The sequence below is a fragment of the Erythrobacter donghaensis genome, assembly GCF_001557325.1.
GTDB classification, from domain to species: domain Bacteria; phylum Pseudomonadota; class Alphaproteobacteria; order Sphingomonadales; family Sphingomonadaceae; genus Erythrobacter; species Erythrobacter donghaensis_B.
Map to the genome: position 1 here is coordinate 1 of NZ_LSJS01000059.1, position 13,991 is coordinate 13,991.

At 67.1% G+C, this 13,991-nt stretch carries 14 protein-coding genes and 1 tRNA gene; 1 reads left to right on the top strand and 14 read right to left on the bottom strand.

Features of this window, described 5'->3' with window-relative positions:
• Positions 1 to 51: 51 nt before the first annotated feature.
• The 10 genes from AX692_RS02445 to AX692_RS02485 form a co-directional block, all read right to left on the bottom strand.
• Positions 52 to 2,016 (bottom strand): potassium transporter Kup, encoded by a 1,965-nt coding sequence (locus AX692_RS02445; RefSeq protein ID WP_073975800.1) that lies wholly within the window; start codon positions 2,014 to 2,016, stop codon positions 52 to 54.
• A 152-nt stretch (positions 2,017 to 2,168) separates the two neighbouring features.
• Positions 2,169 to 2,825 (bottom strand): tetratricopeptide repeat protein, encoded by a 657-nt coding sequence (locus AX692_RS02450; protein ID WP_073975799.1) that lies wholly within the window; start codon positions 2,823 to 2,825, stop codon positions 2,169 to 2,171.
• A complete protein-coding gene (locus tag AX692_RS02455; protein WP_073975798.1) occupies positions 2,822 to 3,271 on the bottom strand; it encodes a cytochrome c-type biogenesis protein in 450 nt (149 codons plus the stop codon). Before AX692_RS02455 ends, AX692_RS02450 begins: the two co-directional genes overlap by 4 nt.
• Positions 3,268 to 3,792 (bottom strand): DsbE family thiol:disulfide interchange protein, encoded by a 525-nt coding sequence (locus AX692_RS02460; protein ID WP_073975797.1) that lies wholly within the window; start codon positions 3,790 to 3,792, stop codon positions 3,268 to 3,270. The genes AX692_RS02455 and AX692_RS02460 overlap by 4 nt, the downstream gene beginning before the upstream one ends.
• Positions 3,793 to 3,800: 8 nt before the next feature.
• Entirely contained in the window at positions 3,801 to 5,798 is a 1,998-nt protein-coding gene (locus AX692_RS02465) for a heme lyase CcmF/NrfE family subunit (protein WP_073975796.1), read from the bottom strand.
• A gap of 28 nt (positions 5,799 to 5,826) precedes the next feature.
• On the bottom strand, positions 5,827 to 6,288 hold the full coding sequence (gene ccmE, locus AX692_RS02470) for a cytochrome c maturation protein CcmE (RefSeq protein WP_073975795.1): 462 nt from the start codon (positions 6,286 to 6,288) through the stop codon (positions 5,827 to 5,829).
• An 8-nt stretch (positions 6,289 to 6,296) separates the two neighbouring features.
• Positions 6,297 to 6,437 carry a hypothetical protein gene (locus tag AX692_RS19950; RefSeq protein ID WP_196489934.1) on the bottom strand — a complete coding sequence of 47 codons (141 nt, stop codon included), beginning with the start codon at positions 6,435 to 6,437 and terminating at the stop codon, positions 6,297 to 6,299.
• A complete protein-coding gene (gene ccmC, locus AX692_RS02475) occupies positions 6,437 to 7,192 on the bottom strand; it encodes a heme ABC transporter permease CcmC (RefSeq protein ID WP_073975794.1) in 756 nt (251 codons plus the stop codon). Before ccmC ends, AX692_RS19950 begins: the two co-directional genes overlap by 1 nt.
• A gap of 101 nt (positions 7,193 to 7,293) precedes the next feature.
• Positions 7,294 to 8,361: a Leu/Phe/Val dehydrogenase gene (locus tag AX692_RS02480; RefSeq protein ID WP_073975793.1), complete on the bottom strand. Its 1,068-nt coding sequence runs from the start codon at positions 8,359 to 8,361 to the stop codon at positions 7,294 to 7,296.
• 66 nt (positions 8,362 to 8,427) lie between these two features.
• Positions 8,428 to 8,504, bottom strand: a tRNA-His gene (locus tag AX692_RS02485).
• Between the two features lie 233 nt (positions 8,505 to 8,737).
• Here AX692_RS02485 and AX692_RS02490 point away from each other — a divergent pair.
• A complete protein-coding gene (locus tag AX692_RS02490) occupies positions 8,738 to 9,373 on the top strand; it encodes a prolyl hydroxylase family protein (RefSeq protein WP_073975792.1) in 636 nt (211 codons plus the stop codon).
• 138 nt (positions 9,374 to 9,511) lie between these two features.
• Here the strand turns inward: AX692_RS02490 and rpmE are convergent, their stop codons facing one another.
• From rpmE to bamA, 4 genes are all read right to left on the bottom strand, one after another.
• Positions 9,512 to 9,739: a 50S ribosomal protein L31 gene (gene rpmE / locus AX692_RS02495; protein ID WP_073975791.1), complete on the bottom strand. Its 228-nt coding sequence runs from the start codon at positions 9,737 to 9,739 to the stop codon at positions 9,512 to 9,514.
• Between the two features lie 208 nt (positions 9,740 to 9,947).
• On the bottom strand, positions 9,948 to 10,421 hold the full coding sequence (gene fabZ / locus AX692_RS02500; protein ID WP_073975790.1) for a 3-hydroxyacyl-ACP dehydratase FabZ: 474 nt from the start codon (positions 10,419 to 10,421) through the stop codon (positions 9,948 to 9,950).
• A 22-nt stretch (positions 10,422 to 10,443) separates the two neighbouring features.
• A complete protein-coding gene (locus tag AX692_RS02505; protein ID WP_073975789.1) occupies positions 10,444 to 11,133 on the bottom strand; it encodes an OmpH family outer membrane protein in 690 nt (229 codons plus the stop codon).
• Positions 11,133 to 13,880 (bottom strand): outer membrane protein assembly factor BamA, encoded by a 2,748-nt coding sequence (gene bamA, locus AX692_RS02510; protein ID WP_073975788.1) that lies wholly within the window; start codon positions 13,878 to 13,880, stop codon positions 11,133 to 11,135. Before bamA ends, AX692_RS02505 begins: the two co-directional genes overlap by 1 nt.
• Positions 13,881 to 13,991: the final 111 nt, after the last annotated feature.

Below are 13,991 nucleotides of genomic sequence, written 5' to 3' on the forward strand. Positions count from 1 at the left end.
GCCGCCAACGATTGATCTCCCTAAGAACAACATCGTCACGAATAAGAGCGGCTAGATCTCCACCTGGCTCCCCAGCTCGACCACGCGGTTGGTGGGCAGGCGGAAGAAGGCCATCGCGCTTGCCGCATTGCGCAGCATCCACGCGAACAGCTTCTCGCGCCAGATCGCCATGCCGGGCTTGGATGAGGGCAGCAGCGTCTGGCGCGACAGGAAGAAGCTCGTCTGCATCATGTCGAAGGCGCCGTCGCACAGATCGAGCGTGCTCAGAAGCTTGGGCACGTCGGTCTCCTCGAGGAAGCCGCAATAGATCGTCACCCGGTAGAAGCCGTTGCCGAGGCTCTTGCACTCGTAGCGCGCGGATTCATCGACATAGGGCATGCCGCGCACCTGCACGGTGAGGATCAGCACGCGTTCGTGCAGCACCTTGTTGTGCTTGATGTTGTGGAGCAACGCGCTCGGCACGCCCGAGTTGGTCGAGGCCATGAACACCGCCGTCCCCGGCACGCGGGTCGAGGAATTGTGCGCGCTCTTGGCGAAGATCTCGATCGGCAGCGAGCCTTCGGCCATGCTCGCGCGCATCAATTCGCGGCCCTTGGACCAGGTGGTGAGCAGGGTGAAGATCACCCCGCCGATCATCAGCGGCACCCACCCGCCTTGCGGCACCTTGATGAGGTTTGCGCCGAAATAGGCGATGTCGACCACGAGGAAGGTGATCACCAGCGGCAGGCCCTTCCATAGCGGCCATTTCCACAGCGAGAACAGCACAGCGGCGAGCAGCAGCGTGTCGATGAACATCGCACCCGTCACCGCGATGCCATAGGCCGCGGCCAGGTTGCTCGATGACTGGAAGAACAGCACCAGCAGGATCACCATCACCATCAGGCCCCAGTTGATCACCGGGATATAGATCTGCCCCGCAGCCGCGGCGCTGGTGTGGCGGATCTCCATGCGCGGGATGAAGCCCAGCTGGATCGCCTGCTGGGTCAGGCTGAAGGCGCCCGAGATCACCGCCTGACTGGCGATGATCGTGGCGAGCAGCGCGAGGATGATCACTGGCACGCGCACCATGTCCGGGATCATCAGGAAGAACGGGTCCCTGATCAGCGCGGCCGCCTCGGCGGGCGAGGACTGCGACAGGATCAGCGCGCCCTGCCCCATGTAGTTGAGCATCAGCGCGGGGTAGACAAAAGTCAGCCACGAAATGCCGATGGGCTTCCTGCCGAAGTGCCCCATGTCGGCATAGAGCGCCTCGGCCCCGGTCACGGCCAGAACCACGCTGCCGAGCGCGACGAAGGCGACGAAGCCGTCGGTCGCGAAGAACATGAGCGCGTTGAGCGGGTTGATCGTCGCAAGGATGATCGAGGGGTCGGCGCTCAGGTGCATCACCCCAAGCACCGCGAGCATCGCGAAATAGGTCAGCATGACCGGGCCGAACAGCTTGCCCACCCGGTCGGTGCCGCGCGACTGGATCGCGAACAGGGCGAACAGGATCGCCACCGCAGTCGGCACGATCCAGGGTCTGAAGCCGGGGACGATGTATTGCAGACCTTCAGTCGCGGAGAGCACCGAGATCGCCGGGGTGATCATGCTGTCGCCGTAGAACAGCGCGGTGGCGAACACGCCGAGCAGGATCAGCGGGCCGGTCCAGGTCTTGGTCGCCGAGGTGCGCTTGATCAGCGCCAGCAGCGCGAGGCTCCCGCCCTCCCCGCCATTGTCGGCGCGCATCATGGTGAGGACGTATTTGATCGTCACCACCATCATCATCGACCAGAAGACGAGGCTCAGCACCCCGTGAATGTGATCGACGTCCGGAGAGATCCCCGGCGCGCCGTTGTGCGAGGCGAAGGTTTCGCGGAAGGCGTAGAGCGGGCTGGTGCCGATGTCGCCGAACACCACCCCGATCGCACCGATCGCAAGCGCGAGGGGGGAGCCAGTGTGACCATGGCCGTGGCCATGATCGGGGGCGGGTGCGGCACCGGAGGTGTCGTCGGCGGAGGTGACTGCGGTGCTGCTCATAAAAACCGGATTTCCCGTATCCCCCCGGTACTGCCCAAGCGGCGCGTCAGACTCGCACGTCGCAAGGCGGCGCGCCTAGCACCGCGCGTTCGCAGCCGCAATATGGGCCTGCCATTTGACACATGCCGGTCTCGGGCGGGCCGAAGGGCGCCTCATTGTCCTTGCAGCATCGGCGCGCGAGCGATCATTTCGTCGAGCCGCGCAACGTCTGCCGCCAGCCCCTCGCGCCACGGCGCATCGGGGGGTGAGCGTTCGAGCAGCCCCTTCCAGACATTGCGCGCGGCAACCACCTTGCCGCTCTGGAGATAGGCATTGCCGAGGAAATAGGCCGCCCCCGGGTGGCGCGGGTTGATCGCATCGGCGCGGGCGAAGGCCTGCACCGCAGCCGGCGTCACGAAGCCGTCGGCATGGCCCACCAGCGCGAGGCCCAGCGCGAGCCAGCCTTCAAGGTCGTTCGGATTGTCCTTCAGCCCCTTCTGCAAGAGGCCCGCCGCGTCGCCAAAGCGGCCCTGCCGCGCGAAGGCATCGGAGGTGACGAGGTAATCGGGCGGGCGCGTCCGATCGAACAGCGCGGCGCGGCCCTCGACCATTTCCTCGCCCTGCTGGCCGAGCTGCGCGGTGGGCGGCTTGGGCGAGGACGGCAAGCCGGGCGAGCCCTGCCAGGCATAGCCCGCCAGCCCGAACACCAGCGCCGCGCCGAACAAAGTGAGGCCGTGGCGCGGGAGCTTCAGCACCAGCACCGCAAAGGCAAACGCCGCCAGCGTCAGCGCGCCCACCGCAAGCCACGCGCCGAAGGCCTCGCCGCTCATGCCTTGCCCTCCGCATCAGTGCCGTCCGAGCGCCGCTTGCCGAGCCGCCGCAGCAGCACGCCCGCCACGATGAGGATCACCAGCACAGGGACCGCAAACAGCGGCCAGGTGGTGCTGCTCACCTCGGGCTCGTAACTCACATAGTCGCCGTAGCGCGCGATCAGCCAGCTGCGAATCTGCTCGGGGCTCTCGCCTGCGAGGATGCGCGCGCGCACCTGGTGGCGCATGTCGCCCGCCATCGGCGCATCCGAATCCGCGATGCTCTGCGACTGGCACTTGAGGCAGCGCAGCGTCTGCATCAGCGCGCTGGCCTCGGCCTCGAGCCGGGGATCGTCGAGCTGGTTGTAGGCATAGGGCGCGGGCGGCATCGAATCCTGCCCAAGAACCGGTACCGCGAGCGGGAGCGCCAGCACGGCCAGCAATGCGGCAAACAGCCAGCGGATCATCGCGCCTTCTCCAGTTCCGCGAGCAACTTCGGCACGTCCTCGGCGCGGATGTCGCCGATGTGCTGGTAGCGGATCACGCCTTTGGCATCGATCACGAAGGTCTCGGGCACGCCCGAGGAGCCGATGGCGAGCTGCACCTCGGAAATCCGGTCGCTGCCGATGCGGGTATAGGGATTGCCGTGGCGGGCAAGGAAATTGGCGACGTCCTCGGGCTTGTCGCGGATGGCGATGCCGATGATGTCGACGCCCTGGCGTTGCAGGGCTTCCAGCTGCGGCGCCTCGGCGATGCAGGGGAGGCACCAGCTCGCCCAGATGTTGAGCAGCTTGGGCTTGCCGGTGAAATCGGCCTTGGCCGCGCCCGGCAGCCCATCGAAGGCCGGATCGAGCGCGAAGGCCGGGAGCGGCTGGCCGATCATCGTGCTCTCGACGAATTGGTCCTTCTCCTGCGTCAGCATATAGGCCGCGAGCCCCGCGAAGAAGGCGAACAGCGCGAGCGGGAGCCAGAGATAGAGCTTGCGCACGGGCGGCCCTACTCGGCCGGCTGGGGCGCGGGGACGCCCCCCGAACTGCCAAGCGCCTCGATGTCGGCGCGCCGCTGCGCACCCTTGGCGCTGGCCGAGCGGCGCTTGAGGTCGACCCGCATCCGCCCGACGATCGACAGGATGCCGCCGAGCCCGATCAGCAGGCCGCCATACCAGATGAAGGTCACGAAGGGCTTCCACCAGATGCGGATCTGCCAGCGCCCGTCCTCGGCCTGATTGCCGATCACGGCGTAGAGCTGGCCGTTCCACCGGGTCAGCAGCGCGCTTTCCGAGGTCGATTGCGGCGGCGACCAGAAGCTGCGGGCCTGCGGCGTGAGGAACACCGGCTCGCCCTCGCCCTGCCGCACCGCGAGCCGCGCTTCCATCGCGGTCCAGTTGGGCCCGGCAATCGGCGTGACCGCCTCGAGCGTCACAGCGAATCCGCCGATCTGCTCGGTGCCCCCCGGCGCGACCGCAGCGAGGCGTTCCTCGGAGAAGGCGCCTTCGCAGGCCATGCCGAACAGCGAGACCGCAATGCCGAAATGGGCGACGACCATGCCCCAGGTGGCGGTCGGCACGCGCGCGAGCTTGCGGCCCCTCAATGGCAGGACGGCGGCGACCGCGAGGCCCGCGGCAAGCCCGAGGCCGAGCAGCGGCAGCAGCGGGAACCGGCCGAAGAAGCTGACCAGCGCGATTGTCCCGATCACCAGCGCGGCGATCAGCATCAGCTCGAACTGGATGCGGGCCGGCTTGTCGCTCTTCCAGCGCAACAGCGGCCCGACCGCCATCACCAGCAGCATCGGGATCGCGAAGATCGCGCCCGCCGGGTTGAAATAGGGCGGGCCGACGCTGACGCGCACATCGAAAGCCTCGGTCAGCAGCGGGTAGAGCGTGCCCAGCAGCACGATCGCGAGGATCGCCGAGAGCATAACATTGTTGAACACCAGCGCGCCCTCGCGGCTGGTCGCGGCAAAGCGCTTGCCCTCGGCCACCGCGCCCGCGCGCAGGGCGAAGATCGTGAAGGCCCCGCCGATATATAGACCCAGCAGGCCGAGGATGAAGGCCCCGCGCTCGGGGTCGACCGCGAAGGCGTGAACGGAAGTCAGCACGCCCGAGCGCACGAGGAAGGTGCCGAGCATCGACATCGAGAAGGCGAGCACGCCGAGCATGATCGTCCATGTCCGCAAGGCATCGCGCGCGGCGAGCACGCTCACCGAATGCATCAGCGCGGTCGCGGCGAGCCAGGGCATCAGCGAGGCGTTCTCGACCGGGTCCCAGAACCACCAGCCGCCCCAGCCGAGCTCGTAATAGGCCCAGTAAGAGCCCGCCGTGATCCCCAGCGTCAGCAGCACCCAGGCTCCCAGCACCCAGGGCCGCATCACGCGGGCGAAGGCCGGGTTGACCTCACGCGTCATCAAGGCGCCCATTGCAAGGCTAAAAGCCACCGACAACCCGACATAACCGGCGTACAGCGTCGGCGGGTGGATCGCGAGGCCGATGTCCTGCAGCAGCGGGTTGAGGCCGTTGCCCTCCACCGCGGGCACCGGCAGGCGCTCGAAGGGGTTGGAGGACAGCAGCAGGAAGGCGTAGAAGCCGAGCGCCACGAAGCCCTGCACCGCGAGCGTTGCGCCCATCGTCCGCTCGGGCAGGCGCTTTTCGAAGGCCGCCAGCAATCCGCCCGAGGCCGCCAGCACCCCGACCCACAGCAGCATCGAGCCCTCGTGGTTCCCCCAGGTGCCGGTGAGCTTGTAGATGAAGGGCTTCATCGAATGCGAATTGGTCGCCACCAGCTTGATCGACAGGTCGGTGACCGCAAAGGCACGCAGCAGCAGCAGGAAGGCGAGCACCGCGAGAAAGGCCTGCACCACCGCCGCGGGCCGCGCGTAGATCGCGAGCGGATTGGTCTCGCCCGGCGCGGCGCGCAGGGCAGCGGCGCCCGAGACCATCTGGAGCACGGCCAGCGCGGCAGCGAGCCACAGGGCGGCAAGTCCGATCTCGGCAATCATCGCTCGGCCCTTGCCCTTCGCATGTGCGCTACTTCAGCCCCACCGTCGTGTCGGCGGCCATTTTGGCTGCCTCGTCGGTGCCCATGCCCTCGAGCTCCTTGGGCACGTAATTCTCGTCATGCTTGGCGAGGAGGTTGGTGGCCTTGAACACCCCGTCGGGGCCGAGGCTGCCTTCCGCGACCACGCCCGACCCCTCGACGAAGAGATCGGGCAGAATGCCGCTGTAGCGCACCGGAATGGCGTCGGCGCTGTTGCCGGTGACCTTGAAGTTCACCGTCACCCCGTCCGCCTCGGTGACCAGCGAGCCCTTCTGCACCATCCCGCCGAGCCGCACCGCCTGTCCCACCGAGGGGGGATCGGAAGCCATCTGCTCGGGCAGGTAGAAATAGTTCGCCTGATTGCGCAGCGACCACGCCGCCAGCAGCCCCGCGCCGACGATCGCGAGGAGCGCGATGATCACCAGAACAAGGCGTTGATGCTTGGCTTTCATAATCCCTCTCAGCGCCGCCGCGTCGCATCACGCTGCGCCTCGGCGCGCACCATCGCGCGCCACGCCCAGATGACAAGTGCGACGAGTGCAACACCTGCGACGCCATAGGCGAGCCACACGAAATCCCACTGGTTCAGCGCCTCGCGCATCAGGCCTGCTCCGGCATGGCGGCGGGCAGCGCGGCGTCATCATCGAGCGCGCGGCGGCGCAGGCGCGCCTCGACCTGTTGCTGCGCGATCAGCGCCCGCATCCGCATCAGCACGATCGCGCCGAACAATAGCGAGAAGCCCACCACCGCCACCAGCAGCGGGACGAGGAAGGTCGCCTCGATCGCGCTCTTGCCCGCAGTGATGCTCGGCGGCTGATGGAGCGAGTTCCACCACACCACGCTCCGGTTGATGATCGGCACATTGACCGCGCCGACCATGCCGAAGATCGCGGCGATCCTGTCGGAGGAACCCTCGCGGCTCGCAGCCTCGGTGAGCGCGATGTAGCCCGCGTAGAGGAACAGCAGCACCAGCATCGAGGTCAGACGTCCGTCCCACTCCCACCAGGTGCCCCAGGTGGGCCGGCCCCAGATCGAGCCGGTGGCAAGGCACACCGCGCAGAACACCATCCCCGGCACGGCGATCGCGCGCGCGGCGATGGCGGCGAGCGGGTGCTTCCAGATCAGCAGCATCGCCGAGGAAATCGCGATCCCCGCCCAGCCCCCCATGCCCAGCCATGCGGCGGGCACGTGGATGAACAGGATCCGCACCGTCTCGCCCATCAGCCGGTCGGGCGGAACAACCGCGAGGCCCCACGCCACAGCCCCCAGCGACAGCACCAACCCGCTCCAGAACAGGAGCGGCAGCAGCCACTTTGCCAGGGCAAGGAAACGGGTGGGGTTGGCGTAGATATGCATGGGTTTTCGCTGTCGGAGCGGCTTGTAGCCTTACACCCGTTCCCGACAAGAGCGCAAATGGCAGCGCGGCGGAATTGTTCCCGCCGCCTGCCTCTGCGCGCTTACCCGCGCCCGATGAGCTTTTGCGCCATCCGGTCGGCGACGACGTCGGCGGTCTCGCCGGTCGCCTTGCTTGTCGCCCAGATCGATTCGAGCCGTCCGGGGATCTGTTCGACCAGCGCGTTGACCTCGGCGACATCGCCGATGCGGCCCTCGCGGCGGGCGAGATATTCGGTCGCGACCGAGATGATGCCGCCCGCGTTGATCACATAGTCGGGCGCATAGAGGATGCCGCGCGCGGCCAATGCCGTCCCGTGCGCGGGCCGGGCAAGCTGGTTGTTCGCCCCGCCCGCGACGATCGCGCAGTCGAGCGCGGCGATCCCGGTATCGTCGAGGATCGCGCCGAGCGCATTGGGGCTGAAGACGTCGCACGGCGTCGACATGATCGCATCGCTGGCAACGGCCACGCCGCCAAGCTCGGTCGCCAGCGCAGCGGCGCGGGCTTCGTTGATGTCGGCGAGCGTCAGCTTCGCGCCGTCCCTCGCCAGCAGCCGCGCGACGCCGCCGCCGACCGAACCGGTGCCCTGCACCGCGACATGGACGCCCGCAAGGCTGTCCCGGCCGAGCTGGTGCGCCACCGCCTGCCTGATGCCGAGATAGATGCCGTAAGCCGTGAACGGCCCCGGATCGCCGCCCGCAGAGCCCGCACCCTCCACCGGCAGCCCCGAAACATGCGCGGTGCGCTGCGAGACCGCGACCATGTCGGCCTCGGAAATGCCCACATCTTCCGCCGTGACGTAACGCCCGCCCAGCGCCTCGACCGCATCGCCGAAGGCCGCGAGCATTTCGGGGGTCTTGGTGCGGTTCGCATCCGCAAGGATCACCGCCTTGCCGCCGCCCATCGGCAGGCCCGCCATCGCGTTCTTGTAACTCATGCCCCGCGACAGCCGCAGCGCATCGCGCATCGCGTGGGCCGGGTCGCCGTAATGCCAGAAGCGCGTGCCGCCCGCCGAGGGGCCGAGGTGGGTCGAATGCACCGCTATGATCGCCGTCAGCCCGCTCGCCCGGTCATGGACCAGCGTCACGGTCTCGTGCGCGTCGAAATCGGGCTCGGCCCAGAATGCGGTCATCTCGTCTCCCCTGCCGCACCCGGATGCCCGGCGCGGACGTGCTGCTCACGCAATCAGGGGGGAAAATGGGGCGACCAATGGGGCTCGAACCCACGACCTCCGGTACCACAAACCGGCGCTCTAACCAGCTGAGCTATGATCGCCACACGCCCCTGCCCGCATACCACCATTTCGGTCGCTGCCAAGCCTGCGCGAAGCGAGGCGGTTGACGCATGGCAGCCGCACCGTCAAGGCCCGCGGCAAGGGAGGCGCGCCTCTTGCACAAAGCCTGCCGCAAGGGAAGCGAAAACTGCGCTTCGGAGCCCCACACGCAAGATTGTTACGCGACCGCAAAAGCGTTGCCTCAGGGCCGAGCGCTTCTATTCTCCCGCCCGCCATGACGACCCTTCGCGATTCCATCGCCGAACGCCTCGCCGCACACCCTGCGATGCAGCGCGTGCCCTCTCCCAAGGCGGCGGTGTTCCAGCACAGGCGATTCGTGCCGGATGATCTGGCCGCCGAGCTGATCGCGCTGATCGACCGGGATCGCCGCCCCTCGACCATCGCCGACGACAATGGCGATGCCTATTTCCGCACCAGCGAGACCTGCGATCTGGCCGCGGACCTTCCCGCCGTGCAGCGGATCGAGGCGCTGCTGACCGACCTGTCGGGCCTCGACCCGGCCTATGGCGAGCCGCTGCAGGGCCAGCGCTATGCCGAGGGGCAGGAGTTCAAGCCCCACACCGACTATTTCACCCCCGGCGGGCGCGACTTCGCGAAGTATTGCGCCCTCTCGGGCAACCGCACCTGGACCTTCATGGCCTATCTCAACGATGTCGCGGCCGGGGGTGCGACGCGCTTCAAGATGCTCGACAAGACCTTCCAGCCCGAGGCCGGCAAATTGCTGTGCTGGAACAACCGCCTGCCCGATGGAGCTGTCAATCCCGCGACCCTCCACCACGGGATGAAGGTCAGGAAGGGCGTCAAATACGTCATCACCAAGTGGTATCGCGAGCGGCCCTGGCAGGGCTGACGCGCGAAACGAAAAAGGCGAGCCCGTCGGCCCGCCTCCCTCGTTGCGGGCCGAAGCCCGCGCAGCTTGTGATTGGATCCCCGCCTGCGCGGGCATGACGCTGCGACTAGGCCGCGCGAGTGCGCGGCAAGTCTCGCGTCACTTGTTCTTGAGGCTGAGCCCGCCGAAACGCTTGTTGAACTGGGCAACGCGGCCGCCCTCGGCAACCTGCTGCTTGCCGCCGGTCCAGGCAGGGTGGCTCAGCGGATCGATATCGAGCGCGAGCACATCGCCTTCCTTGCCCCAGGTCGAGCGGGTCTTGAATTCGGTGCCATCGGTCATCTTGACCGTGATCATGTGGTAATCGGGGTGCCCTTCGGCCTTCATGACGGTATCCTTTGCAGCCCAGCACCGGTTCCGACCGGCACAGCTATGAAACGGGAAGCGCGCGCCTTAGTGGCGAATGCGCCGCAATGCAACCGCAGATGTTCGCGCGATCCACGGTAGCTAAGCTACCGCAAGGCCAACCGGCCGCCCCCGCAGCGAAGTGGAGGGAACAGCACCGAGGACGAGGGCGCGGAGGCGCCCTCGCAACTCAGAGAGCGTCGGTCATCATCGCCGTGAATTCGACCTCGCAGGTGGTCTTCCCTTCGACGCTCGCCACACCCTTGAACTTGTAGACGCGGCTGCGCTTCTGGGTGAATTCCACGTGGAGGTCGAGCAGGCAGCCCGGCGTCACGGGGCTGCGGAACTTGGCGTTCTCGATCCCCATGAAGATCACGAGCTTGCCCGTGCCGGCGAGTTCCATCGTCTCGATCCCGAGGATGCCCGCCGCCTGCGCGAGCGCCTCGATCTGGAGCACGCCGGGCATGATCGGCGCGGCCGGAAAGTGGCCCTGGAAGAACTGCTCGTTCATGCTCACGGCCTTGACCGCGTGGATGCGCTCGCCGAGTGTGATCGCCTTCACCCGGTCGACCAGCAGCAGCGGGTAGCGATGCGGCAAGGCCTTGAGGATCTTGACGATATCGTAATCGAGCGGCTCTGCGCCTGCGCTACCTGCCTCGCTCATCGGTCAGCCATTCCGCGCGCGATCAGCGGCCGTCGGGCGCGGCGGGGTTGCCCTGCTGCCCGGCGGCGGCCTGCTGCTGCTGCTGCGCGATCGTGGCGGCGATCAGGCGCTGCTGGATCTCCTGGTAGACCTGCACGCCTTCGCGGCTCGGCTGCCAGCCCGACGGCGGCACCACGCCGACCGCCGGCACGCGGGTGTTGAGCGCGGCGGTGACCTTGGCGGTGATGTCGGCCTCGGGCGGGGCGAAGAGCAGCGAGGTCGGATCGATCACGAACTTGATCTGGTCCTTGGTGGTCACGTCCTGGAGCGCGGAAGGATACTGGACGATGATCTGCTCGACCGCGTAGACCCGCGCGCCGTCGATCTGGTTGTTGAGCCCGGCGATCTCCTGCTCGAGCGTCTGGAGCTTGGCGAAGTCGGGCGACTTCTGCATCGCCGCCTGCTCGGTATCGTCGACCTGCTTGTCGCCGTTCTTGTCGAACTTGGCGAGCATGGTCTGGCGCTCCTGCGCCTTGGTGCGGCGCAGCTCGTTCTGCTGGGCGTAGGTGGTGTTGACCTGCTCGTAGGCGGTCTGGAAGGCGGTGGTGCCGATGATGGTGCGCGGGATGTCGACCGTGGCGATGTTGCCCTGGACCTGCGCGCTCGCGGGCAGCGCGGCAGCTGCGGCGAGGATCAGGCCGACAGGCGCAATAAGCTTGGAGAAACGAGTCATCAGAATTGGGTTCCTACGTTGAAGGTGAAGCGCCGCTCGTCATCGCCTTCAACCTTGCGGATGGTCTGGGCGAAGTCGATGCGGAAAGGTCCGAAGGGCGAGTTCCAGTTGACCCCGACCCCGGCGGTGATGCGCGGGCTCGGCGAGTTGCCCAGGAACAGTTCGCGGATGTTGGTGCCGGGATCGATCAGACGGCAGTTGGGCGTTCCGTCCGACTGGGTAGCACTCGTCGTAATGGGGCCGGCCGCCGCACAAGGGCCCGTGCTGTAGATGAGCTCGCCATTGGTGTTGCGCTGCTGGTTGCCGGCCGGATTGACGGTGAGCACCGGGGTCTCGACGCCCCACAGTGCGCCGATATCGGCCCAGATCGAAGGCCTGAGGCCGAGCTCGCGCGCGCCCGAGCCGAGCGGAATCTCGAGCTCGGCGCGGCCGAGATAGTAGTTGCGCCCACCGATCGCGTCGTCCTGCACCTGATCGCGTTGGGTGTTGAACACGACGTTGCCATCGGCCTCGAGGAGCGGATTGCCGACGCCGTCGAGCTGCGAGAACTGCCTGAGAACGCGCGGCCCCACGCCGCGGATCGCAAAGCCGCGGAACTGCGGTTCGCCGAGGAAGAAGCGGTCGGTCAGCAGCACGTCGTCTACCCCCGCTCCGGCGCGCTCCTGCAGCGGGATGATCGTGCCCCCCTCGGCCAGCACCGAGAAGATGAAGCCCGAATTGCCGACGTTCCAGAACTGCTGCGCGCGCCCGCGGAAGCGCATGTAGCGCACGTCCCCACCCAGCCCGGCGAATTCGGCGGAGAGCGAGACGGTCTTGCCGCGCGAGGGGCGGATGCGCGAGTTCAGCGAGTTGTAGTTGAGGCTGAGCCCGACGATCGAGCTCAGCCGCTCGCCGATCGAATCGCACAGGAAGCGGCCGGCGCGCAGCGGATCGCACTCGGTGACGCCGTCGCCGTCGAGGTCGGAGAAGAACAGGGTCTCGTCGAGGCTGACGTCATCGTAGTTGAGCGTGTAGCTGCCGATCAGCGCCATGTATTCGGTCAGCGGCACCCCGGCGCGCAGCGAGAAGCCGGTGGTGGCCTGCTCGAAGGTCGTGTTGCGATTATTGCCGGTGAAGTTGAAGCTGTTGAAATCGCGCCGGTAGATGTCGATCCCGCCGGAGATGTTGCGATCAAAGATGTAGGGATCGGAGAAGCTCACCTGCGCCGAGCGCGAGAACTGCGAGTAGTTGATGCTGAGCCCGATGGTCTGCCCGCGCCCGCGGAAGTTGCGCTGGCGGATGGAGCCGGCCAGAATGAACTGCTCGATCGAGGAAAAGCCTGCCGAGAACTGCAGTTCGCCGGTCGGCTTCTCTTCGACGTTGGCTTCAAGGATGATGCGGTCGGGCGCGCTGCCCTCGACCTGCTTGACCTCGAAGTTCTCCTGGAAATAGGCGAGCGAGTTGACGCGCGCATTGGTGCGCTGCACCGCCAGGCTGTTGAAGGCGTCGCCCTCGGCCAGACGGAACTCGCGGCGCACGACCTTGTCCTGGGTCAGGGTGTTGCCGTTGATGTCGACCCGTTCGACATAGACGCGCGGCGCCTCGCGCAGGACGAAGGTCACGTTCATCTTGCGGGTTTCGGGATCGCGCTTGAAGCGCGGCTGGACGTCGGCGAAGGCATAGCCGAAGCGGCCCGCCAGCTCGGTCAGCTGCTCGACCGTGTCCTCGACCGTCTTGGCGTTGTAGAAATCGCCTTCCTTCATCGGCAGGTTGGCGCTCATCGCCTCGCTGTCGAAGTCGCGCAGCTGGCTGTCGACCTTGACCTCGCCGAAGGTGTAGCGTTCGCCTTCCTCGACCACGTAGGTGATGATGAAGTCCTTCTGGTCCGGCGTAAGCTCGGCCACCGCCGAGACGACGCGGAAATCGGCATAGCCCTCGGTCAGGTAGAACTGCCTGAGCTTCTGCTGGTCGAAGGCGAGCCGGTCCGGGTCGTAGCTGGTGTTCGAGCTGAAGAAGGTGGTGAGGCGCGACTGCTTGGTCACGAACTCGCCGCGCAGCTCGCCGTCGGAGAACTTCTCGTTGCCCAGGATGTTGATCTGGCGGACCTTGGACTTGGGGCCCTCGGTGATCTCGAAGACGATGTCGACGCGGTTCTGCGGCAGCTGCACCAGCTTGGGTTCGACCCGCGCCGCAAACCGGCCCTGGCGCTTGTAGAGCTCGATGATGCGCGCAACATCCGCGCGGACTTTGGAGCGGGTGAAGATCTGGCGCGGCGCGAGCTTGATCTCGGGCACGATCTTGTCGTTCTTGAGCCGCTTGTTGCCTTCCAGCACGATGCGGTTGATCACCGGGTTCTCGGTCACGGTGATGACGACATTGCCGCCATCATTGCGGATCGAGGAATTGGCGAAAAGCTCGGTCGCGCCCAAATCCTTGATCGCCTCGTCGGCGGCGGCGGCGGTGTATTCCTGGCCGACGCGCAGGCGGATGTAGCTGAGGATGGTGGTCGGCTCGAGCCGCTCGGCGCCGACCACGGTGATCGAGCGGATGGTGTTGGCGCGCGGCGCGGGCGCGGGTGCGGGTGTCGGGGCGGGCGCAGGCTGCGCGGCGGGTGCGGCCGGCGCGCTCTGGCTCTGCGCCTCGGCCAGCGAGGGCACGCCCGCAAGGATCGAGCCGCAGGCGAGCAGACTCGCCAGCCGCAGCGGCGCGCGCTGGGCAGCGGGAGTGCAGTTGACCGGCACCGGGCCCGTCTCGCTCAATCGGTTCATGCAGCTAAAATCCCGTTCTCAACCCTGTGCGACCTGCGACCTCGGCAACCCTGTCGCGGCCAACCTGCCAGATTCCTCATGCGCGCCCCGTGCGCAGCCTCCTGTCCCCGG

Coding starts and splice junctions, on each gene's coding strand:
- AX692_RS02445 (WP_073975800.1), bottom strand. CDS start 2,016: ATGAGCAGCACCGCAGTCACCTCCGCCGACGACACCTCCGGTGCCGCA.
- AX692_RS02450 (WP_073975799.1), bottom strand. CDS start 2,825: ATGAGCGGCGAGGCCTTCGGCGCGTGGCTTGCGGTGGGCGCGCTGACG.
- AX692_RS02455 (WP_073975798.1), bottom strand. CDS start 3,271: ATGATCCGCTGGCTGTTTGCCGCATTGCTGGCCGTGCTGGCGCTCCCG.
- AX692_RS02465 (WP_073975796.1), bottom strand. CDS start 5,798: ATGATTGCCGAGATCGGACTTGCCGCCCTGTGGCTCGCTGCCGCGCTG.
- ccmE (WP_073975795.1), bottom strand. CDS start 6,288: ATGAAAGCCAAGCATCAACGCCTTGTTCTGGTGATCATCGCGCTCCTC.
- AX692_RS19950 (WP_196489934.1), bottom strand. CDS start 6,437: ATGCGCGAGGCGCTGAACCAGTGGGATTTCGTGTGGCTCGCCTATGGC.
- ccmC (WP_073975794.1), bottom strand. CDS start 7,192: ATGCATATCTACGCCAACCCCACCCGTTTCCTTGCCCTGGCAAAGTGG.
- AX692_RS02480 (WP_073975793.1), bottom strand. CDS start 8,361: ATGACCGCATTCTGGGCCGAGCCCGATTTCGACGCGCACGAGACCGTG.
- AX692_RS02490 (WP_073975792.1), top strand. CDS start 8,738: ATGACGACCCTTCGCGATTCCATCGCCGAACGCCTCGCCGCACACCCT.
- rpmE (WP_073975791.1), bottom strand. CDS start 9,739: ATGAAGGCCGAAGGGCACCCCGATTACCACATGATCACGGTCAAGATG.
- fabZ (WP_073975790.1), bottom strand. CDS start 10,421: ATGAGCGAGGCAGGTAGCGCAGGCGCAGAGCCGCTCGATTACGATATC.
- AX692_RS02505 (WP_073975789.1), bottom strand. CDS start 11,133: ATGACTCGTTTCTCCAAGCTTATTGCGCCTGTCGGCCTGATCCTCGCC.
- bamA (WP_073975788.1), bottom strand. CDS start 13,880: ATGAACCGATTGAGCGAGACGGGCCCGGTGCCGGTCAACTGCACTCCC.